The sequence below is a fragment of the Bradyrhizobium sp. F1.4.3 genome (assembly GCF_040548375.1).
In the GTDB taxonomy this organism is placed as follows: Bacteria; Pseudomonadota; Alphaproteobacteria; order Rhizobiales; family Xanthobacteraceae; genus Bradyrhizobium.
Genome location: NZ_JBEPRN010000029.1, coordinates 19,403 through 40,439, shown reverse-complemented (window position 1 = coordinate 40,439; position 21,037 = coordinate 19,403). Strand labels below are relative to the sequence as shown.

The window sequence follows — 21,037 nt, the reverse complement described above, 5'->3', positions numbered from 1 at the left end:
ACAACTGGCACCGGCCCCACGGTGGTATAAAATCTCAAACGCCTATCAGCAGACTCGGTCTAACCGAGGACAACCTCTTGAGGCTCCACACCTAGTGCGCAATTGCGCACGGGGGGGGCCGGGACCCATAATCCCAGGGAGTAATTTGGCGAAAACTCGACGTCCGGTACTCCTACCGCCCGCAATCGATGGATCACGCGGTATGGGTCCCGGCCCCCGTGCGCAACGCGCACTAGGCCGGGACGACGCTGGAGTTTGAGGCCGCAGCGCAAGAGCCGCAGGCTTAACCGGCTACCGCCACTTTCCTCACGCGCTGCTACTTTTCATTAAAATTCTCACCCCCGCTTTAGCTGTATCGCATCATCTCCTCATCCATCATCGTCCCGAGCCCACCGCGCCCTGCGGAATTGGAGGAGAGTGCCAATGCATCCGCGCCGACATGCCCGCGTCAAACCGGCCGGCCTCGTATCCCGCCAGGCCAAGATCATCACCGACGCGCGCGCGCCGGTGATCGTCTGCACGCTGGTCGACTATTCGCCGGGCGGCGCCTGCATCGACCTCGGCGGCCAGGTGAAGATTCCCGATCGGTTCGAGCTGCTGCACGTCAACACCAAGAAACGCTGCCGCATCGCCTGGAAGCGGGGGACGAAGGTCGGCGTGGTGTTTTAGAGGGAGATACGGGCTGCTTCCTACCCTCCGCTGGAGGGTAAGCGCATCACCCCTACGTCCGCATCCTGGCCTTCGTACCCGCCACGATCTGCATGGCAACGCCGGCGATCCAGCCGAGCAGGACGAGCCAGGTCAGCGCGCTGTGCGGCTCGAGCCGCAGCACGATGACGGCGACGGAGGCGAGCGCGGCGAGCGTGGCGCAGAGCGTACCGGCGGAGCTCAACAATTCCGCGGCGTCGATCTGGCTGTGCGCCTCGTCGAACGGAAGCTGCGGCGTGTCGATGCCGAGATAGAACCCGACGACACCGAGCAGCATCGTCAGCAGCAGAAAGCCCTGCGTGGTGAGCGACGGGATCGCGGAACCCACATAGGCGCCGACGAACAGCCCGCACGCCGCTCCGGCCATCGCCAGGCCAACACGCTCCAGCACATGGGCAGCCTTCCGGACACGAAAACGCATGACGGGCCTCGTGGCGTTCGGTGCGGAGAGGTTAGGCCAGTTTTGCGGGGGGTGGAAGGCAAGGAGGGTTACGGATGCGTGAGGTGGGGCGGTGGTGAGGGGGCAATGGCCGCGCCTCACCGCGCCCCAAACGTGGTCTTCCCGAACAGCTCCTTCTGCGTCGAGGGCTGCGAGCGCCAGTATTGCGGCGGGGCTTCGACCGCGCCGCCGACGTCGGCAGCAGCGTGCCAGCCCCAGCGGGGGTCGTAGAGCATGCCGCGGGCGAGCGCGACCATGTCGGCCTTGCCGCTCGCCACGATGTCCTCGGCCTGCTTCGGCTCCGTGATCAGGCCGACGGCGATCGTCGGCAATCCGGTCTCGCGCTTGATGGCCTCTGCAAACTGCACCTGATAGCCGGGGCCGAGCGCGATCTTCTGCAACGGCGAGACGCCGCCGGAGGAGGCATCGATCCAGTCGACGCCGCGCGCCTTCAGCGCCTTGGCAAATTCGATGGTCTGCGTCAGGTCCCAGCCGCCCTCGACCCAGTCGGTCGACGACACCCGCATGCCGACCGGCTTGTCGTGCGGGAAAACTGCGCGCACCGCGTCATAGATTTCGAGCGGGAAGCGCATGCGGTTCTGCAAGCTACCGCCATATTCGTCGGTGCGCTTGTTGGAGATCGGCGACAAGAACTGATGCATGAGATAGCCGTGCGCGCCGTGCAGCTCGATCGCGCCGATGCCGATGCGCTCCGCGCGCTTCGCCGAGTCGACGAAGGCCTCGCGGATGCGCTTCAGGCCGCTCGCATCGAGCGCGCTAGGGGCGGCTTCGCCCTCCTTGTGCGGCAGCGCCGACGGCGCCACCGTCTGCCAGCCGCCTTGCGATTGCGGAATGAGCTGGCCGCCGTCCCAGGGCCGCGCGCTCGAGGCTTTGCGGCCGGCATGCGCGAGCTGCATCGCGATCGCGGTGCTGGAATGCTTGCGCACCGAGATGAGGATCTGCTTCAGCGCCGCCTCGCAGGCATCGCTGTAGAGCCCGAGACAGCCCGGCGTGATGCGGCCGATCGCCTCGACATGGGTCGCCTCGACGCAGAACATCGACGCGCCCGACAGCGCCAGATTGTTGATGTGGGCGAAATGCCAATCGGTGGCGACGCCGTCGTCGGCCGAATACTGGCACATCGGCGACACCACGACACGGTTCTTCAACGTCAGGCCGCGCAGCTTGATCGGGGAAAACAGGGCGCTCATGCGGGGGGATCCGGGGAATAGGAGGGCGATAAAGGAGAGTGTAGTGCTGGGTGAGCGGATTTCCAGCTGCGCGGCAGGCATGGCCGTCCGTGGCGCCATGCATTGCGCTCCCATGGTCGCAAGGTCCAGCAACATCCTCAGCTGTCGTCCCGGGGCGCGACGGCGGAGAGTCACTCCACCAGCGTGAACTGCAACAACAATGTCCGCTGCAGCAGCGAGAAATTATCGTCGGAGATCATGGTCAGCACGGTCTCGCCCTCGGCCGTGACGTGGGCGTCGATGCCTTCCATGTTGTCGACTTCGTGGCCGAGATCGGCGTTGAACAGCACGGGCCCGTCGACCACCGCGCCGGGCGCGATGGTCTTCAGCGGGATTGAGCGGATGCGGATGTTGATGCCGGTGAACCAGGAGAATTTGCGTTCGAGGATGAGCAGCTCGCCCGAGGGCAGTAGCACCGCATCGCTGATGAACTGCTTGTCGGTGCGACGGATGCTGAACTGGCCGGGCGAAGGTCCCCCGATCAAAAATCCGATCAGATTGCCGTCGGCATCGAAGCCGCCCTCCGACATGGCGATCAAGGTGCCCGCAAGCGGCTGGCCCTTTGACATATCCTTGGGCACGAACACCAGCGCCTCGAGCCCCTTGTTGTAGGGCAGCTTGCGCACCGCCGGCGGCGTCGGCACCACCTCGCCGCGGGCGCGCGTGCCGCCCTTAGCGAAATCGAACCGCATGATCTGGTTGACGCGCTCGAGCCCGACATAGACGACATTGCCATCGCGCGCGAGCGACTCGGTGTCGTACCAGAGACGCTTCTCCGTGATCGGCCGCCCCTCGGCATTGAGCAGCGGCGCCGCCTCGACGTCGTCGAGCCCGACCATGTTGTGGCCGGAATAGCGGATGCTGCCGGTGAACCAGGTGCCCTGGTCGGAGAGCGCCAGGAAACGCTCGCCTTTGGTGTCGAGGAAGCGGAGGCCGGACAGGCCGCCAAAGCCGCGATGCGGCGAGGTCAGCACCAGGCCGCTGCGATATTGCAATGAGCCGAAGCGCGTGCGCGAACGGTCGCGCGGCTCGAAATTGGGAATCGGCCGCGCGTTGACTTCAATGCTGACCGGCTCGGTGACGGCGTGCTCGATCTGCGAGGTGCGCGGCGGCGGCTCGGTCGCGGGCTGCGCCTGCGCGAGTCGAAAAGTTAAGAGAGTGGAAAATCCCGCCGCCGCGTGGCCGATAAAGCTGCGGCGGGACGATAGCGTGCTCACGAATGCAGTTTGCGTCGCGGGCGATTGGCCGGTTGGGTCGGCGCGGTGTTGGTCTCGCTGAAGAGCTCGGCGAGCTTTTCGGTGATGGCGCCGCCGAGTTCTTCCGCATCCACGATCGTCACCGCACGGCGATAGTAGCGCGTGACGTCATGGCCGATGCCGATCGCGATCAGCTCGACCGGCGAGCGGGTCTCGATCTCCTCGATGATGTGGCGCAGATGCCGCTCGAGATAGTTGCCGGGATTGACCGACAGCGTGGAATCGTCGACCGGCGCGCCGTCCGAGATCATCATCAGGATCTTGCGCTGCTCGGGCCGGCCGAGCAGGCGCTTGTGCGCCCAGTCGAGCGCCTCGCCATCGATGTTCTCTTTCAAGAGCCCCTCGCGCATCATCAGACCGAGGTTCTTTCGCGCACGGCGCCAGGGGGCGTCGGCGGATTTGTAGATGATGTGGCGGAGATCGTTGAGGCGGCCGGGATTGGCCGGCTTGCCGGCGGCAAGCCAGGCCTCACGCGACTGCCCGCCCTTCCAGGCGCGCGTGGTGAAGCCCAGAATCTCAACCTTGACGCCGCAACGCTCCAGCGTGCGGGCGAGGATGTCGGCGCAGGTCGCTGCCACCGTGATCGGGCGTCCCCGCATCGAGCCGGAATTGTCGAGCAGCAGCGTCACCACGGTATCGCGGAACGTCGCCTCCTTCTCGTGCATGAAGGACAGCGGGTGATAGGGATCGGTCACCACGCGCGACAGGCGGGCGGGATCCAGAATGCCCTCTTCGAGATCGAACTCCCAGGCGCGGTTCTGCTGCGCCATCAAGCGCCTCTGAAGGCGGTTGGCGAGGCGCGCGACGATGCCCTGCAGATGCGCGAGCTGCTTGTCGAGATAGGCGCGCAGGCGCTCCAGCTCGTCATGGTCGCAGAGGTCTTCGGCGGCGATGATCTCGTCGAACTTCGGCGCGAACGCATGGTATTCGGGCCCGCGCGGCTCGTTCTTGCCGTGCGAGTTCGGACGCGTCGCCTCGCCCGGCGTCTCGTCGTCGCCGAGCTCGCCGTCGTCGAACGTGTCGGAGGTCGAGGCCTGCGCGCTTTCCATCGCGCTCTCGCTCATCTCCTCCGAGCTTGCCTGCGCCTGGTCGGCGCTCATCTCCTGCGCAGCGTCGGAATCGGGCGAGCCCTCGGCTCCTGACTGGTCGTTGTCGCCGTCGCGGTTCTCGTCCTGGTCGTCATTGTCTTCGCTGTCGGCGTTGCGCTCGTCGCCGAGCTCGAGCGCCGAGAGCAGATCATGCACGGCATCGCCGAACCGGGTCTGGTCCTCGACCAGACCGTCGAGCCGGTCGAGCCTCCTGCCGATCTTGTCTTCGAGAATCGGCCGCCAGAGATCGACCATCTTTTTCGCGGCCGCCGGCGGCGCCATGCCGGTCAGGCGTTCGCGCACCAGCATCGCCAGCGCGTCGGCCAGCGGCGCGTCGGCGCGGTCGGTGATCTCGTCGAACTTGCCGCGATGGAAATGATCGTCGAGCATCGCGGTGAGGTTCTTGGCAACGCCGGCCATGCGACGCGCACCGATCGCCTCGACGCGGGCCTGCTCCACGGCCTCGAAAACGCCGCGCGCCTGCGGATTGCCGGGCATCAGCTTGCGATGCAGCTTTGCGTCGTGACAGGCGATCTTCAGCGCGATGGAGTCGGCGTGGCCGCGCACGATCGCAGCGTCACGTCTTGTCATTTTCCGCGCCGGCTCCGGCAGCCGCGCCTTGCCGGGCGCAAGGCCCGGGCGTTCAGCGGCGAAGCTGACGTCGAGCTCGGGCGATTTCGCGATCGCCTTCAGACAGGAGGCCACCGAGCGCTTGAACGGCTCGGTCGGCGCTTCCTTGGTGTTGCGGAATTTGGAGTTGGAGGTGGTCATTTCACCCTATCCGTCGTCCCGGCGAAGGCCGGGACCCATAACCACCGGCCGTAGTCGGTCAGGGAAAATTATCGGCGTCGCTTCATTTGAGAGACCTCGCGGTATGGGTCCCGGCTTTCGCCGGGACGACATCACAAGATCAGGACAGCGCCACGTTCACCGCCGATTCCGGCAGCTCCGCATTGAAACAGCGCTGATAGAACTCGGCGACCAGCGGACGCTCGAGCTCGTCGCACTTGTTGAGGAAGGTGACGCGGAAGGCGAAGCCGATATCCGCGAAGATGTCGGCGTTTTCCGCCCAGGTGATCACCGTGCGCGGGCTCATCACCGTCGACAGATCGCCATTGGCGAAGGCGTTACGGGTGAGATCGGCCAGGCGCACCATCTTGTTGACGATGTCGCGGCCCTCCGTGGTGCGATAGTGCTTGGCCTTGGCCAGCACGATCTCCACTTCCTCGTCATGGGCAAGATAGTTCAGCGTGGTCACGATCGACCAGCGGTCCATCTGGCCCTGGTTGATCTGCTGGGTGCCGTGATAGAGGCCCGAAGTGTCGCCGAGGCCGACAGTGTTGGCGGTCGAAAACATACGGAACGCCGGGTGCGGCTTGATCACCTTGTTCTGGTCGAGCAGCGTCAGGCGGCCGGAGACTTCCAGCACGCGCTGGATCACGAACATCACGTCCGGCCGGCCGGCATCGTATTCGTCGAACACCAGCGCGATGTTGTTCTGGAGCGCCCAGGGCAAAATGCCGTCGCGGAATTCAGTGACCTGCTTGCCATCGCGGACCACGATCGAGTCCTTGCCGACGAGGTCGATACGGCTGATGTGGCTGTCGAGATTGACGCGGACGCAGGGCCAGTTCAGGCGTGCTGCAACCTGCTCGATATGGGTTGATTTACCGGTGCCGTGATAGCCGGTCACCATGACGCGGCGGTTCCTGGCGAAGCCCGCGAGAATGGCGAGTGTGGTGGCACGGTCGAAGCGGTAGTCGGCGTCAACTTCGGGCACGTGAGGATCGACTTCGGAATAGGCCGGCACTTCGAGATCGGTGTCGATCCCAAAGACCTGGCGCACCGACACCTTCATGTCGGGCAAACCGGAAACTTCCTCAACTTTGGACATCGCGGCGGTCGTCATCAATCCTCCGAGGTCCCGGGCGATCCCGAAACCAGTTATTTGCACGGTGGCTGCGGCTGGGTGCGGCTGCGAACCTATCAGAGACAACGTGCCGGCAGAAGCCCGCGCCCCAATCAAAGTTCCTTTGTCTTTTCATTTAGATAGGTAAGGAACGCGATTTTTGGAAGGCTGCCCTGCGAATCACGCTCGAATTTCACAGCCGCTGTGCCGCCCTGCCCATGCCAATGGCACTTTTGGCGTCCCTGCTTACTTATGTAGGGCGTGAACCCCAGCGCCCGCCGCCAACACGAAAGACGACGTGACGTCATTCCTTGATCCCCTCATCTCGTTCGTTTCGGCCCATGCGTGGCTGGCTTACCTGACCCTGTTCCTGGCAGCGCTTCTCGAAGCCGTTCCGGTGGTGGGATCGGTGGTCCCGGGCTCGACCATTATCCTGGCGCTGAGTGCCCTGGTTCCCGGCGGCGACCTCAGGCTGCAATGGGTGCTGCTGGCGGCCGCAATCGGCGCCGTCCTGGGCGACGGCTCGGCCTATTGGCTCGGGCACCGGCGGCAACGCGAGATCCTCAACACCTGGCCGCTGACCAATTATCCGCGCGTGGTCGAGGAGAGCGAAAACTTCTTTCACCGCTTCGGCACCTGGGCGGTGTTCTTCGGCCGCTTCGTGCCGCCGATCCGGGCCTTCGTGCCGGTTACGGCCGGCGCGCTGGGCATGCCGCCCGCGCGCTTCTACGCGATCAACGTCCCGGCGATCCTGGTCTGGGCGCCGGCGCATGTGCTGCCAGGTGTGCTGGCGGTGTCGGCCCTGCACGAATATGCCGGGCTGCCGCACCACGACCATGTCGGCAAGCATATCTGGATCCTCAGCGTGGTCGGCGTGGCAATCATTGTGGGATTGGCGATCTGGACCATCCGCCGCCGCCACGGCAGCGGCGTCGCCACGGCGAAGCCGCGGGGGTAATGTCGCTGCCACCACAGGTGTCGTCCTGGCGAAAGCCTGGACCTCCGCGCGAGTGCTTGCACTCGTCGCGATTACCCCAGGAGTGATTTGGCGAAGATTCTTCGTTCGGTACTCCTAGCGTCCGCCATCGATAGATTCCGCGGTATGGGTCCTGGCTTTCGCCAGGACGACGGCGGAGAGGACCGCGTTCTTAAGTCTTCGAAGCCGCCGCGACCATCCTCCGCCCCGGCGCCGGCCCCACATACCGCGCCCGCGGCCTAATCAGCTTGCCGAACTGCAATTGCTCGCTGGCATGCGCGATCCAGCCGACGCTGCGCGCCATCGCGAACAGCGCGAGCTCGCTGCCGGGCGGACAGCGTAGCGCATGCACGAGCACCGCGAGTACATAGTCGATGTTGACGAACTCGCCGGTCGCCTCCGCGATCCGCTCCGGCACCTCTTTGGTAAATTTGCGCGGCGCGCCGGCCCGCGCCAGGGCCTTCAACAGCGACTGCGCACGCGGATCGCCGCGCTTGTAGACGCCGTGGCCGAAGCCGGCAAAGCGCTCGCCGAGCGCGACGCGTTCGCGGACCAGCGGCTCGACATCGCGATCGACCAGCGTCTTCACCAACTGCGAGGCCAGCACGCCGGCGCCGCCGTGCTTCGGTCCCTTCAGCGCGGCGAGGCCGGCGATGACGGAGTCATAGAGATTGAGGCCGGTCGACGCCGCGCAGCGCGCGGTGAAGGTCGAGGCGTTCAGCTCATGATCGGCGAGCAGCACCAGCGCGCGGCGGATCAGATCGCCCGCATGCTTGTTATCAGGCGCCCAGACGTTCGCGATCTGTTGATGCAGCGGCGCGGACGACGGCTCGGCATTGAGCATGACTGCAACCAGAAGCCGGACGATGCGCGCGCCGACCAGCGCGCGTCCTTCGTGCGCGCGGGTGAAGGCGCGGGGATCAGCGCTTGATGCGAGTGCGAGCACCGCAATCGCGCGGTCGATCGGCGCCGACCGGCGCGCGGCCTCTGCGATCGTGCGCATCTCCTCGGATATCTGCGGCTGATTGTCCGGTGCAAACGGATCGACGCCGGAGACGTCCCACAGCAGCGTCGCGGTGTGCTCCAGCGTGTCGTTCTCGGCGAGATCGACGCAATTGACGCCGCGGTAGATCGCACCGTCCTCGGTGATGGTCGAGATCTCCGTGTCCATCACCGGCAGGTCGGCGTCGAAACTGCGCAGCCCCCGCGGCTCCGGCGACGGCACGCGGCGCTCCTTCAGGGCGCGGACGTCCTCGGCGCGGTAGCGGTTTTTTCGCGAGTCCGGCGTCGGCTCGGAGCGGATCATGCCGCGGCTGACATAGGCGTAGAGGGTCGCCGGCGAAATCGCGAGCTCGGCGGCGGCTTCCCGGGCCGAGAGGTAGAGCTCCGGAGAATTTTTCATATTGATTTATATAATCAAGATTGATCAATCTGTCGAGAGGCCCGATTTTCCAGCCGTAGAACAGGAGAATTGGGCCATGAACATCCACCTCACCAAAAGCCAGATCGGGCTGGACGGCGTTCCCGCGGCCGAAACCGTGCTGAGCCATGTCGACGGCGAGCGCGGCGAACTGATCATCGCCGGCGAGCATGTCGGCCGGCTAGCCGCCAAGTCGAGCTTCGAGGGCGTCACCGCCCGGCTCTGGAACGGCGCGGCCGGAACCACGCTGAGCGAAGCCAATGTGCGGGCGAGCCTGGGCGGGGCGCGCGAACGTGCCTTTGCCCGGCTCTCCGACCTGCTGCCGGCGACGCGCGGCATGGGCATCGTCGACGGGTTTCGCGCGGCCGTCGCGGGTCTTCGCGCGGAGAATGGGCTCGCGCACGAAGCAACCATCGTCGGCGCGTTTCCAGTGATTGCAGGCGCGCTGGTCCGACGCGCGAAAGGGCTTGAGCCGATCGCGCCGGATCCGAATGCGAGCCACGCTGCCGATACGCTGCGGATGCTTCGCGGCTCGTCGCCGGAGCCGCGCGAGGTCGCAGCGCTCGATACCTATTTCGTCACGGTCTGCGATCACGGCATGAACGCCTCGACCTTCACCACGCGCGTGGTGGCCTCGACCCAAGCCGATCTCTTTGCCGCGGTTACCGCCGGCTATTGCGCGTTGACTGGCCCCCTGCATGGCGGCGCGCCGGAGCCGGTGCTGGAAATGCTGGATGCGATCGGCTCCAGCGAGCGGATCCAGCCATGGGTCGATGCGGCACTGGCGCGCGGCGAGCGGCTGATGGGCTTTGGCCATCGCGTCTACCGCGTGCGCGACCCGCGCGCCGATGTGTTGAAGACCGCCATTGAGGCGCTGGCGTCCAACGGCGCCGACCTTCCGTTTGCAGGCGAGGTCGAGGCCTATATCCGCAGCGCCCTGCGCAAGAAGAATCCGGAACGGCCGCTGGAGACCAATGTCGAGTTCTTCACCGCGATCCTGCTCGATGCCCTGGCCATCCCGCGCCAGGCTTTTACGCCGATCTTCGCGGTCGCGCGCGCCGCCGGCTGGACCGCGCATGCGCGCGAGCAGCAGCGCACGGGGCGGTTGATACGGCCGAGCTCGTCGTATGTGGGGGCGATGCCGAAGGCGTGACGCGTAGCTTTGGGCGGAGAGATTGACGGCGGAGCTACCCGCTCCGCTGTCGTCTCGGCCTAGTCCGGGACGACACCGGAGAATTTGGTCAGAGGCTCAGGCCTCCCGCACCACCGTCTTCAGATAATTATACGCCTTGATGATCTCGATCAGGCGGTCTTCGGTGGAGCGGTCGCCGCCGTTGGCGTCGGGATGGTGCTGCTTCACCAGGGCCTTGTACTTGGTCTTGACGTCGGCGAGCGTGGCACTGGGGCCGAGGCCCATCACCTGGAGCGCCTTGCGCTCGGCGTTCATCACTTTGCGCGTTTCGACCTTGGGCTGGGCTTCCGGACCCTTCCGCCAGCCGGAGCGGCCGTTGAGCTCCGCGAACATGCTGAACGGATCGAAGGCACCGTCGATCTCGGCTTCCGCGCCCTTCTTGACGCCGCCATTGGCGCCCATCTTCCAGGTCGGACGATGGCCGGTCAGCGCATCCTTCTGGTAGCGTGCGACGGCGTCGGCATTCATGCCAGAGAAGAAATTGTAGTTCTGGTTGTACTCGCGCACGTGGTTCAGACAGAAGTGCCAATACTCGCGCGAATTCTCACGGCCCTTGGGCGCGCGGTGGGCGCCCTTGTTCTGACACCCCGTCCATTCGCAATTGACCACGGTGTCGCGCGGCTTCGCTTCCGGCTTGCCCTTGTTCGGCTTGACGCGGATGGAGTCGAAGAATTTGGATGAATCGATCGGCATGACCAACTTTGACTACGCAATGCAAAAACCTTCAAGTCTTGACATTGCAATTAGCTTGAAACCCGTAGCTGAAGCTACGCTTCGGCGTTCTCAAGAACGGCCGCTAACGGCGGCCTGTGGTGTTGACGGAGTGCGATCGCGTACCTTAATGGCAAACATGGCTACCAGAGACACTATCAGCAACAAGTTGCAGGAAGCTTTCACGCCGGAAAGCCTGCAGGTCGTCGACGAGTCACATTTGCATGAGGGCCATGCCGGCCATCGGCCCAGCGGCGAGACGCACTTTCGTGTCTATATTGTATCGCCAGCCTTCAAAGGGAAGAGCCGGGTCGAGCGCCACCGCATGATAAATTCGGCGCTGGCCGCGGAACTCTCCGGCAGCGTGCATGCGCTGGCGATCCACGCGCAGGCGCCGGGGGAAGGGTGATCTGCGCTTACCCTCCTGGAGGGGCATCGCCGTCGCATGTGGTGAGTCATCGCAAGAGGTCGTCATGCCCGGGCTTGTCCCGGGCATCCACGTTCTTTGTGCCGCGGGGCAGGGCGTGGATGGCCGGGTCAAGCCCGGCCATGACGATGTGGAAGCTTCCGAGCCCGAAGCTGGAGCGCTAAAACGACGTCCCGGCCCGCCGCGGCTTGGCCTCTTCCATCTCGGCATCGCGCGGCACCGGTGAAATACGGAGCGCGGTGATGCGGTTGCGTTCGCGGCGGAGGACGCGGAAGCGGAAGCCGTGGAAGGTAAAGCTCTGGCCGCGGTCGGGGATCGATTGCGCCTCGTGAATGACGAGGCCCGCAACCGTCGTTGCCTCTTGGTCGGGCAGGCGCCAGTCCATGGCGCGGTTGAGATCGCGGATCGGCACCGAGCCGTCGACCACGACCGAGCCGTCCGGCTGGGCGCGCACGCCGGCAACCACGACGTCGTGCTCGTCGGAGATATCGCCGACAATCTCTTCCAGAATGTCTTCCAGCGTCACGAGACCTTCAACTTCGCCATACTCGTCGACGACGAGCGCAAAATGGGTTTTTCGGCGCCGGAACGCCTTCAACTGCTCGGAGACCGGGCGCATTTCCGGCACGAACCAGGGCGGCAATGCGATGGTGGAGACGTCGATGCGCGAGGTGTCGCCGTCCGCGGCGCGGATCGCGCGCAGCAGATCCTTGGCGTGGAGCACGCCGATGATGTTCTCCGGCTTCTCGCGCCACAGCGGAATGCGGGTGTATTCGGTCGCCAGCACCTCGCGCACCAGTTCCTCCGGCGGCAGGTCGGCGTTGATCATCATCATCTCGGTTCGGTGGATCATGACGTCGGAGACCTGGAGCTCGCGCAGATCGAGCAGGCCGCCGAGCATGTCGCGGTCCTGCTTCTCGACCTTGCCCTCGTGATGCAACAGGTCGACCGCGCCGCGCAGGCGCTCGGTCGGCGACAGGATCGCCTGGTGCTCGCCGGCAAGGCCGAACAGGCGCATCAGCACGCGCACGATCACCTCGACCACATGGAGCAGCGGGCCGAGCACGTACATCGTGAGCCGCATCGGGCGCGCCACGGCGAGCGCCATGCGGTCGGGCGCATTGATCGCGATGGTCTTCGGCAGCACTTCCGCGAAGATCACGACCAGCACGGTCATGACGCCGGTCGCATAGAGCACGCCGACATCGCCGAACCAGGACGTGAAGATGCTGGTCGCCAGCGCGGACGCGCTGATATTGGCGATGTTGTTGCCGAGCAGCAGCGCGCCGATCAGGCGCTCCCGCATGTCGAGCAGCCGCGAGACCACGTCGGCATCGCGATTGCCCTGCTTGGAGAGCCGCAGCATGCTGGCGCGCGAGGCGCCGGTCAGCGCGGTTTCACTCGCGGCGAAGAATCCCGAGACAAGGAGGCAGAACACGACGATGGAGAATCCGAGCCAGTCCATGCACCACTCTAGTCTCTTGTTTTGACGCGTTTTCCTTACGCGAACCGATACCCACTTCGCTCGAAAACGCTTTGGCGCCGCTCAGCCGCGCATCAGGCCTTTTGCGCAAGCTTCTCTTTGAGGAAGTCGCGCACCGGAGCGGGCTCGACGTCCTTCGCGATGACCGCGCGGCCCACCGCCTCCAGCAGAATGAAGGTGAGCTTGCCGCGCTTGACCTTCTTGTCCTGCGCCATCAGCGCCATCAGGCTATCTGCGTCCGCCAGCCCTTCTTGCGCGAAACCCGCGATATCCTGCAAGCGCGTCGGCAAGCCGGCCTCGACGAGGTGCCGCTCGACGCGCGTGGCATCCGCCTCGCCGATCATGCCGAGCCTGGCCGAGAACTGCGCCGCCAGCGTCATGCCGATCGCGACGCCCTCGCCATGGAAGAGCCGATCCGAGAAGCCGGTCACGGCTTCCAGCGCGTGGCCAAAGGTGTGTCCGAGATTGAGCAGCGCGCGCTCGCCGGTCTCGCGCTCGTCGCGCGAGACGACGCCGGCCTTGGCGCGACAGGAGGTCGCGATCGCATGCTCGCGGGCCGAACCGCCCTTGAAAATGTCGGCGTGATTTGTCTCCAGCCAGGTGAAGAAGGCCTCGTCGCCGAGCACACCGTATTTGGCGACCTCGGCATAGCCGGCGCGGAACTGCCGCGGCGACAGCGTGTCGAGCACGGCGGTGTCGGCGATGACCAGCACCGGCTGGTGGAAGGCGCCAAGCAGGTTCTTGCCTTGCGGCGAGTTGATGCCGGTCTTGCCGCCGACGGAGGAATCGACCTGCGCCAGGAGCGAGGTCGGCACCTGCACGAAATCGACGCCACGGCGCAGGATCGCGGCCGCAAAGCCGGCGAGATCGCCGACCACGCCGCCGCCGAGCGCGATGACGAGATCATTGCGCTCGATCCTTGCGGCGATCAGGGCTTCGCTGACTTTCTCGAGCCCGGCATAGGTTTTCGAGATCTCGCCTTCTTCAACCACGACGCGCGACGTCGGGATGCCGGCGGCAGCAAGCGAGGCTTCCACCGGCTCGAGCCAGTATTTTGCGACGGTGCGGTCGGTAACGATCGCCGTGCGCGCGCCGGGGCGCAAAGCGGCGACGCGCGCGCCGAGCGAGGCCAGCACATCGCGGCCGATGACGATGTCATAAGCGCGATCGCCGAGGGCGACGTCAACGATGACGGAATCGGAATGTTTCAAGGGCGCAGTCATCGTACGGCACTCGCGACGTCGGCTGGCGGTTCGGATGCGGCGGCCTGGCCGCAGAGATGGCCGCGCAGCGCCTCGATGGTCTCCTCGACGATGCGGTCGTGGGGCACGTCGCGCGAGGCGATGGTGAGATCGGCATGGCTGTAGACCGGCTCGCGCTCGGTGAGCAGGCGCGTCACGGTTCCTTCGGGATCGGCGGTCTGGAGCAGCGGACGGTCGGCGCGGCGGCGCACGCGGCGCATGATGACGTCGTGGTCGGCCTTGAGCCAGATCGAGACCGCCTTGGTCGCGATGCGGGCGCGCGTCTCCTCGCGCATGAAGGCGCCGCCGCCGGTCGCCAGCACCACCGGCCCGCCATCCAGCAGACGCGCGATCACCCGCGCCTCGCCGTCGCGGAAATGCGGCTCGCCGTGGCGCTCGAAAATCTCCGGTATGGTCATGCCGGCAGCCGCCTCGATCTCGGTGTCGGCATCGATAAAGGGCAGCTTGAGCCGCGCCGCCATCCGGCGGCCGATCGTCGACTTGCCGACGCCCATCATGCCGACCAGCACAATCGAACGCCCTCCCAGGGCCGACAGGATGTCGGCCTCAGGTGAAGCAGGTGCTGGCAACGCGGCGTCGGACATGTGCCTCGCTCGATCTGCCGCCAAATGCGGCATCCGGCCACCTATACTACCCCCCGGACGGCCCTCGCCAGAGGACTCTTGCCACGAAACGGCGAACATGTTGGATGATTTCATTGGTTAATTTGCCTGTTCGTCCCCCTGTCGCGACCTTCGCCGAGACTTGCCCGATGCCCAGCCTGTTCCGCTTCCTGACGGTCGTCGCCGTGATCGCCGGCATCGTCTATGGCGTGGTGTTCGCGCTGGCGAACTTCGTCGATCCAAAACCGCGGGAAATGACGGTGACGATCCCGCCTGACAAGTTTCTCAAGAAATAGCAGCTAGGCTGCGAGGCATGCGCGCCAAATCTGCCACCAACAAGTCTTCCACCAGCAAGCCCTCGGACACCAGGCTCACCGGCCTGTTCCTCGACATGCTCGCGGCGGAACAGGGCGCCGGGCCCAATACGCTCGATGCCTACCGCCGCGACCTCACCGATTTCTCGGGATTTCTCGTTCGCGTCGGCCATACTTTTGCAGACGCCGAGACACAGACGCTGCGCGACTATCTCGCCGATCTCGATACCCGCGGCTTCAAATCCTCCAGCGTGGCGCGGCGGCTGTCGGCGCTGCGGCACCTGTTCCGCTTCCTCCTGAACGAGCACATTCGCAGCGAGGATCCCGCAGCAATCCTGTCCGGGCCTAAGCGCGGCCGCGGCCTGCCGAAGGTGTTGTCGATCGCCGATGTCGACCGCATGTTGACGCGCGCCAAGGAATTGAGCGATGCCGCCGAGGCCTCGCCGTCGCAGCGGCTGCGCGCTTTGCGGCTCTACTGCCTGCTGGAGGTGCTCTACGCCACGGGCCTGCGCGTCTCCGAGCTGATGGCGCTGCCGCGCACGGCGGCCAAGCGCGACGCCCGCATGATCGTGGTGCGCGGCAAGGGCGACAAGGAACGGCTGGTGCCGCTCAACGAGGCCTCGCGGCAGGCGATGGCGGATTATCTCGCGGCGACCGAGGCCGCCAAGGAAAACCACAAGGCCGACAAGAAGAGCAGTCTCGCCGCCTCGAAATGGCTGTTTCCTTCGTTTGGCGAGAGCGGACATCTGACCCGGCAACATTTCGCCCGCGACCTGAAGGAGCTCGCGGTCGCCTCGGGCCTCCAGGCCCGGCTGGTCTCCCCGCACGTGCTGCGCCACGCCTTCGCCAGCCACCTGCTGCACAACGGCGCTGACTTGCGCATCGTGCAGACCCTGCTCGGCCACACCGACATCTCGACCACGCAGATCTATACCCATGTGGTGGAGGAGCGCCTGAAGAGCCTGGTGCGCGACCTGCACCCGCTGGCGGAGAAGTAGTCTGGCAAAAGAAGAAAAGATGAGGTGTCGTCCCGGCCTTCGCCGGGACGACAAGGAGATCCGCCTTGACTTCGGCCACATCTCCGCAGAAAGAGCCGTGGCCTCACGACTGATTTGGCGCGCTCGCTAACGACGCACAGGTCAAACCATTGAAGAAGCTACACTTCTTGCCGAGAAGCCAACCTCGCTTCGCCTCCTCGCCCCGTCCCCCTATATTGAGTTGATGCCAGACCAGATGCGCAGCTATCTCGACTTCGAAAAGCCCGTCGCCGAGCTCGACTCCAAGCTTGACGAGTTGCGCACGCTTGCGGCCTCCGGCACCGACATCGCCGATGAGATCGGGCGAATCGAGGACAAGGCGGCGCAGGCGCTGGCCGACCTCTATCTGAACCTGACGCCGTGGCAGAAGACGCTGGTCGCGCGGCATCCGCAGCGGCCGCATTTCTCCGACTTCATCAAGGGCCTGATCACCGAATTCACCCCGCTCGCCGGCGACCGCAAGTTCGGCGAGGACGAGGCGCTGGTCGCGGGCTTCGGCCGTTTCCACGGCGAAGCGATCTGCGTGATGGGCCAGGAAAAGGGCGATTCCACCGACAGCCGCATCAAGCATAATTTCGGCATGGCGCGCCCTGAGGGCTACCGCAAGGCGGTGCGGCTGATGGAGATGGCCGAGCGGTTCGGCCTGCCGGTGCTGTCGATCGTGGATTCCGCCGGCGCCTATCCCGGCATCGGCGCGGAAGAACGCGGACAGGCCGAGGCGATCGCGCGCTCGACCGATGCCTGCATGGCGCTGGGCCTGCCGAACGTCGCGGTCATCACCGGCGAAGGCATGTCGGGCGGAGCCATCGCCATCACCACCACCAACAAGGTCTTAATGTTGGAGCACGCGATCTACAGCGTGATCTCGCCGGAAGCCGCCTCCTCGATCCTCTGGCGCGACGGCACCAAGGCGCAGGAAGCCGCCAACAACATGAAGATCACCGCGCAGGACATGCTGCGCTTCGGGGTGATCGACAGCATTCTGAAGGAGCCGGTCGGGGGCGCCCACCGCGACCCCGCCGCCATGATCGCCACCACCGGCGAGGCCATCGCCAAGGCCTTTGCCGAGCTGCGGAACCTGGATGCCGACGGGATCCGCAAGCAGCGCCGGCAGAAATTCCTCGATATCGGCCGGAAACTGGGCTGATTCGAGCGGTTTGACTTGTCCCGGACGCGGTGCGGCGCCTTAGCGATGCACTGCAGAGCCGGGACCCAGCAGGCTCCGCAGCACGCCCAGGGCATATGGGCCCCGGCTCTGCCGCACACCGCTGAAGAAGCGCTGCGCTGCGTCCGGGGCACCAGAGACCGTCCCCGGCATCCCCGGTAATCCCGCATTAACCCTTTTTTTGCCCAAATCAGCGATCTCAGTGGCAATTCGACCGGAAGGCCCAAGTAACGACCTAGTTTAGTCCTTGTTGACCATGCCGATGGGCCAACGGGCTCGTGATCCCAGCTCGGGTTGCGACCTCATGACCCAGAGGTTAGAATTTTAATCAATGGCTTCAGGGCAAAAGCGCTGGAGTTTGGTCTGCAAAAGCCCGTCACGACGGGTCCGGATCTCCGGTCAGGTCAAGCTCCGAGATTGGGGTTCGCGCACGATGCCCGGCACGGTGTGGGGTCCATCTTGATTTCTAGCTCGCTTGCTCGCGCGATTTTGGCTTCGGTTGCGCTTGCCGCCAGCGTTGTGCTGGCCGGCTGCGACACCGATCAGGTGTCGCTCGCGACCAACGCCAAGGCCAACCAGCCGGTGCCGCCAAAGCTTCTCGCCGCGATGGTCGAGAAGGACATGGATCTGCAATCGCCGATCCTGGTGCGCCTGTTCAAGCAGGAGGCCGAGCTCGAGATCTGGAAGCAGGCACGCAACGGCCAGTTCGCGCTGCTCAAGACCTATCCGATCTGCCGCTGGTCGGGCGATTTGGGTCCGAAGGTGCGCGAAGGCGACCGCCAGGCGCCCGAAGGATTCTATTCGATCAATCCCGGCCAGATGAATCCGCAGTCGGCCTACTACCTCTCGTTCAACACCGGCTTTCCCAACGCGTTCGACCGCGCACTCGGCCGCACCGGCTCGCAGCTGATGGTGCATGGCGATTGTTCTTCGCGCGGCTGCTACGCGATGACGGACGAGCAGATCGCCGAGATCTACTCGTTGGGGCGCGAGTCCTTCTTCGGCGGCCAGAAGGCGTTCCAGTTCCAAGCCTATCCGTTCAAGATGACGCCGGTGAACATGGCCAAACACCGTAACAATCCGAACATGGCGTTCTGGAAGATGATCAAGGAAGGCTATGATCATTTCGAGGTAACGCGGCAGGAGCCGAAGGTCGATTTCTGCGAGAAGAAATACGTGTTCGACGCGGCCAAGGCGCCCGACGCCAAGCGCGATCCGGTGTTCGATGCGTCGGCAAAATGCCCGGCCTATGTGATCCCCGAGGACATCGCCAGCGCCGTGCGCGAGAAGCAGGCGAAGGACGAGGCGGAATACGCGAAGCTCGTCGCCAAGGGCACGCCGGTGGCGCGCATGAACACCGGCATCGACGGCGGCATGAACAAGATTTTTGCCGCGAAGATTCCCGAAGGCTCGACCGGCCTGTCGGAGGAAGCCGAAGGCTCGACGCTCCAGATGCTGGCGATGTCGAGGGCGCCCGGCACGATCCCCGGCACCGTCAATCCGCCGAAGCCGAATTTTGCGGCGACCGCGGCCGCTTCGCAGGAGGAGCCGGTCGTTGCGATCGCCGCGCCTGCGGCTAACACGCGTGTCGCCACGGTCCAACCGGCCGAGAAATCCGGCGGCTTCTTCTCCGGCCTCGCCCGCAAGATGGGCATGAGCACCGCCGATACGACGGCCACCGCATCGGCGCCGCCGGCAGTTGCTGCTGCGCCGGCGGCGCCCCCCAAGCCGGCCGTCGCCGCGGCCAAGCCCGCCCCGCAGCCCCAGGCGCCGAAATCGGTCATCGCCGTGAAGCCGCCCGAGCCCGCGAAGCCGGACACAAGGCTTGCCGCAACGCGGCCGGCGTTGAAGCCGTCGGTGTCCGATGGCGCGCCTGAATCCGGCAACGCGCAGTTCGCTGGCGCAGCACCCGTCGTGCAGTCGAACTCGTTCGACAGCCGCTTTGGAGCGGTGAAGTAGGGGACGATTTAGTCGTCTTCGAAGTATTGGCCGTTCTGCTGCTGTGCGTGCCAAGATTGCGCCCAATCCCTTCCCTGATACTCTCCAAGTCTGAGGGACTACGACTTGGACCGGGAGCGTATTGAAGGGATCACCGGAACGCCTTGGACGGAGAGCGAGATCTCCGCCGTCGTCGACAGCTATTTTCGGATGTTGGCCTCCGAGAGAGCGGGCGTTGCCTACAGCAAGGCGCAGAGCCGGCGTCAGCTTATGGAGACTGTCCATCGGACCGATGGTTCAATCGAGCGCAAGCTTCAAAACATCTCCGCCGTTCTCGATATGCTCGGAACGCAGTGGATCAACGGCTATAAGCCGTTGGCGCACTATCAGGACGCCTTGGTGGCTGCCGTCGAGCACAACGTTGGACAGGCGCCGGATTTTCTCTATCCCGCGAGCACCGCCTCTCAACCGCTGGCGCTCAATGACGATGCCGTCTTCGTTGCTCCGCCATCTGCCGCGGACTTCGAGAAGACACTAACGCCCGCCGTCCGGCGACTGGTCGGAAAGTTCGACCCCGCCGAGCGCGACGCCCGGAACCGCCAATTGGGCAAGGCGGGTAAGAAATTCGTCGTGGAATTCGAGCGCGACCGTTTGCGACGCGCTGGCCGCGATGATCTAGCGGAAAAGGTCCGCTGGGTTTCCGACCTGGACGGAGACGGCTACGGCTACGACCTCCGCTCCTTTGAACCTGATGGCGAAGAGCGTTTACTGGAGATCAAAACGACGTGCGGGCACGAACGCACAGCGTTTTGGCTAACCCGACGAGAGGTTGACGTTGCCGCAGAGAGACGTGATCGATATCGAATCCGGCGCGTCTTTCACTTCCGTAACCGCGCACAGATGTTCGAAATAGCTCCGCCGCTTGAGCAGGCACTCTTCATGACGGCGACTACCTACTCTGCCGAACCAAGATAACACTGCCTTCGACCTTTTGCGGTTACGGCGCAGGCCGTCTGGGCGAAATATCAACCTTCCCAGCCTCTTGACTGCGATGATATCTATAATATGATATACATATGCTCGTTGGATATCACGGAGGCTGTGATGCAGGTTTCCAAATGGGGTAACAGCCTCGCTGTACGCTTGCCCAAAGCGCTTGTGGAAGAGCTAGGCCTCAAAGAAGGAGACGAGCTCGACGTGGTCGCCGCCCGCAGAGGGACGATCGAGGTCGAGACCAAGGAGGAGCGGCGTCAACGGGCGATCGAGAATATGCGCGCGCGCAACTGGCCGCCCTTGCCTGCTGACTACAAGTTCGATCGCGACGAGGCGAATGAGCGATGAGCGCGTTTTTGGATACCAACATTCTCGTTTACGCACAGCAGACCGGCACCAAAGCAACAATCTCGCAAAACCTGATCGACCAAGGCGGCATCATCAGCGTGCAAGTTCTGAACGAACTGGCGAACGTCTTGCGCAAGAAGCAGGGACGAAGCTGGCGCGACATCGAGCTTCTGTTCGATGATATCGACAATACGCTCGATCCGGCACTTCCGCTAACGGTGAAAACCAGCCGCGCGGCCCTTGCGCTCGTGCGAAATGATGAATTCGCTTTCTACGATGCGCTGATCGTTGCCGCCGCAATCGAAGCCGGCTGCGATATCCTCTATAGCGAAGACATGCAGCACGGCCGCAGCATCGGCGGGCTCACCATCGTCAATCCGTTTCTTGAGAGCACTTCACCGTTACCCTGAGGTGGCCGCTTCTTCAGCGGCCTTCGAAGAGCGACGGCCCGGCTGATAGCTTGGCCGTGCATCCTTCGAGGCTCGCTGCGCGGTGCGCTGCACCGCGGGGCTCGCACCT

At 64.7% G+C, this 21,037-nt stretch carries 21 protein-coding genes; 11 read left to right on the top strand and 10 right to left on the bottom strand.

Annotated elements, in window-relative coordinates:
- Nucleotides 1–423: 423 nt before the first annotated feature.
- Nucleotides 424–669 carry a PilZ domain-containing protein gene (locus tag ABIB73_RS36395; protein WP_354232168.1) on the top strand — a complete coding sequence of 82 codons (246 nt, stop codon included), beginning with the start codon at nucleotides 424–426 and terminating at the stop codon, nucleotides 667–669.
- 52 nt (nucleotides 670–721) lie between these two features.
- On the opposite strand, the gene ABIB73_RS36390 is transcribed toward ABIB73_RS36395, so the two are convergent.
- From ABIB73_RS36390 to cobS, 5 genes are all read right to left on the bottom strand, one after another.
- On the bottom strand, nucleotides 722–1,129 hold the full coding sequence (locus tag ABIB73_RS36390) for a hypothetical protein (protein WP_354232166.1): 408 nt from the start codon (nucleotides 1,127–1,129) through the stop codon (nucleotides 722–724).
- Nucleotides 1,130–1,245: 116 nt separating this feature from the next.
- Nucleotides 1,246–2,358, bottom strand: coding sequence for an NADH:flavin oxidoreductase/NADH oxidase (locus ABIB73_RS36385; protein WP_354232164.1), 1,113 nt, complete (start codon nucleotides 2,356–2,358; stop codon nucleotides 1,246–1,248).
- A 170-nt stretch (nucleotides 2,359–2,528) separates the two neighbouring features.
- Nucleotides 2,529–3,614: an esterase-like activity of phytase family protein gene (locus ABIB73_RS36380; RefSeq protein ID WP_354232162.1), complete on the bottom strand. Its 1,086-nt coding sequence runs from the start codon at nucleotides 3,612–3,614 to the stop codon at nucleotides 2,529–2,531.
- Complete coding sequence (cobT, locus tag ABIB73_RS36375) at nucleotides 3,611–5,512, bottom strand: cobaltochelatase subunit CobT (RefSeq protein ID WP_354232160.1); 1,902 nt, start codon at nucleotides 5,510–5,512, stop codon at nucleotides 3,611–3,613. The genes ABIB73_RS36380 and cobT overlap by 4 nt, the downstream gene beginning before the upstream one ends.
- Before the next feature lie 139 nt (nucleotides 5,513–5,651).
- Nucleotides 5,652–6,650: a cobaltochelatase subunit CobS gene (gene cobS / locus ABIB73_RS36370; RefSeq protein WP_354232158.1), complete on the bottom strand. Its 999-nt coding sequence runs from the start codon at nucleotides 6,648–6,650 to the stop codon at nucleotides 5,652–5,654.
- Between the two features lie 298 nt (nucleotides 6,651–6,948).
- On the opposite strand from cobS, the gene ABIB73_RS36365 reads away from it, so the two are divergent.
- The gene (locus ABIB73_RS36365; RefSeq protein WP_354232156.1) at nucleotides 6,949–7,608 is read left to right on the top strand and encodes a DedA family protein; all 660 of its coding nucleotides are present in this window, start codon (nucleotides 6,949–6,951) and stop codon (nucleotides 7,606–7,608) included.
- A 190-nt stretch (nucleotides 7,609–7,798) separates the two neighbouring features.
- Here ABIB73_RS36365 and ABIB73_RS36360 read toward each other — a convergent pair whose 3' ends face one another.
- A complete protein-coding gene (locus tag ABIB73_RS36360) occupies nucleotides 7,799–9,028 on the bottom strand; it encodes a citrate/2-methylcitrate synthase (protein WP_354232154.1) in 1,230 nt (409 codons plus the stop codon).
- A 76-nt stretch (nucleotides 9,029–9,104) separates the two neighbouring features.
- Here ABIB73_RS36360 and ABIB73_RS36355 point away from each other — a divergent pair, with 76 nt between their 5' ends.
- On the top strand, nucleotides 9,105–10,199 hold the full coding sequence (locus ABIB73_RS36355) for a citrate synthase/methylcitrate synthase (protein ID WP_354232152.1): 1,095 nt from the start codon (nucleotides 9,105–9,107) through the stop codon (nucleotides 10,197–10,199).
- Nucleotides 10,200–10,295: 96 nt separating this feature from the next.
- On the opposite strand, the gene ABIB73_RS36350 is transcribed toward ABIB73_RS36355, so the two are convergent.
- Nucleotides 10,296–10,931, bottom strand: a complete 636-nt coding sequence (locus ABIB73_RS36350; protein WP_354232150.1) for a J domain-containing protein — start codon at nucleotides 10,929–10,931, stop codon at nucleotides 10,296–10,298.
- Between the two features lie 157 nt (nucleotides 10,932–11,088).
- Here ABIB73_RS36350 and ABIB73_RS36345 point away from each other — a divergent pair, with 157 nt between their 5' ends.
- Nucleotides 11,089–11,358 (top strand): BolA family protein, encoded by a 270-nt coding sequence (locus tag ABIB73_RS36345; RefSeq protein ID WP_354232170.1) that lies wholly within the window; start codon nucleotides 11,089–11,091, stop codon nucleotides 11,356–11,358.
- A gap of 178 nt (nucleotides 11,359–11,536) precedes the next feature.
- Here ABIB73_RS36345 and ABIB73_RS36340 read toward each other — a convergent pair whose 3' ends face one another.
- From ABIB73_RS36340 to ABIB73_RS36330, 3 genes are all read right to left on the bottom strand, one after another.
- On the bottom strand, nucleotides 11,537–12,841 hold the full coding sequence (locus ABIB73_RS36340) for an HlyC/CorC family transporter (protein ID WP_354232148.1): 1,305 nt from the start codon (nucleotides 12,839–12,841) through the stop codon (nucleotides 11,537–11,539).
- Nucleotides 12,842–12,933: 92 nt separating this feature from the next.
- Nucleotides 12,934–14,082: a 3-dehydroquinate synthase gene (aroB, locus tag ABIB73_RS36335; RefSeq protein ID WP_354232146.1), complete on the bottom strand. Its 1,149-nt coding sequence runs from the start codon at nucleotides 14,080–14,082 to the stop codon at nucleotides 12,934–12,936.
- Nucleotides 14,079–14,705 (bottom strand): shikimate kinase, encoded by a 627-nt coding sequence (locus ABIB73_RS36330; protein ID WP_354232144.1) that lies wholly within the window; start codon nucleotides 14,703–14,705, stop codon nucleotides 14,079–14,081. The genes aroB and ABIB73_RS36330 overlap by 4 nt, the downstream gene beginning before the upstream one ends.
- Before the next feature lie 167 nt (nucleotides 14,706–14,872).
- Here ABIB73_RS36330 and ABIB73_RS36325 point away from each other — a divergent pair, with 167 nt between their 5' ends.
- The 7 genes from ABIB73_RS36325 to ABIB73_RS36295 all read left to right on the top strand — a co-directional run bounded on the left by ABIB73_RS36325 (nucleotide 14,873) and on the right by ABIB73_RS36295 (nucleotide 20,928).
- On the top strand, nucleotides 14,873–15,019 hold the full coding sequence (locus ABIB73_RS36325) for a histidine kinase (RefSeq protein WP_158668969.1): 147 nt from the start codon (nucleotides 14,873–14,875) through the stop codon (nucleotides 15,017–15,019).
- A gap of 17 nt (nucleotides 15,020–15,036) precedes the next feature.
- The gene (xerD, locus tag ABIB73_RS36320) at nucleotides 15,037–16,035 is read left to right on the top strand and encodes a site-specific tyrosine recombinase XerD (RefSeq protein WP_354232142.1); all 999 of its coding nucleotides are present in this window, start codon (nucleotides 15,037–15,039) and stop codon (nucleotides 16,033–16,035) included.
- A 223-nt stretch (nucleotides 16,036–16,258) separates the two neighbouring features.
- Complete coding sequence (locus tag ABIB73_RS36315) at nucleotides 16,259–17,221, top strand: acetyl-CoA carboxylase carboxyltransferase subunit alpha (protein WP_354232140.1); 963 nt, start codon at nucleotides 16,259–16,261, stop codon at nucleotides 17,219–17,221.
- A gap of 477 nt (nucleotides 17,222–17,698) precedes the next feature.
- Nucleotides 17,699–19,198 (top strand): L,D-transpeptidase family protein, encoded by a 1,500-nt coding sequence (locus tag ABIB73_RS36310; RefSeq protein ID WP_354232138.1) that lies wholly within the window; start codon nucleotides 17,699–17,701, stop codon nucleotides 19,196–19,198.
- A 105-nt stretch (nucleotides 19,199–19,303) separates the two neighbouring features.
- Nucleotides 19,304–20,152: a protein NO VEIN domain-containing protein gene (locus tag ABIB73_RS36305; RefSeq protein WP_354232137.1), complete on the top strand. Its 849-nt coding sequence runs from the start codon at nucleotides 19,304–19,306 to the stop codon at nucleotides 20,150–20,152.
- A 129-nt stretch (nucleotides 20,153–20,281) separates the two neighbouring features.
- Nucleotides 20,282–20,518, top strand: coding sequence for an AbrB/MazE/SpoVT family DNA-binding domain-containing protein (locus ABIB73_RS36300; protein WP_354232135.1), 237 nt, complete (start codon nucleotides 20,282–20,284; stop codon nucleotides 20,516–20,518).
- Nucleotides 20,515–20,928, top strand: a complete 414-nt coding sequence (locus ABIB73_RS36295) for a PIN domain-containing protein (protein ID WP_354232133.1) — start codon at nucleotides 20,515–20,517, stop codon at nucleotides 20,926–20,928. The genes ABIB73_RS36300 and ABIB73_RS36295 overlap by 4 nt, the downstream gene beginning before the upstream one ends.
- Nucleotides 20,929–21,037: the final 109 nt, after the last annotated feature.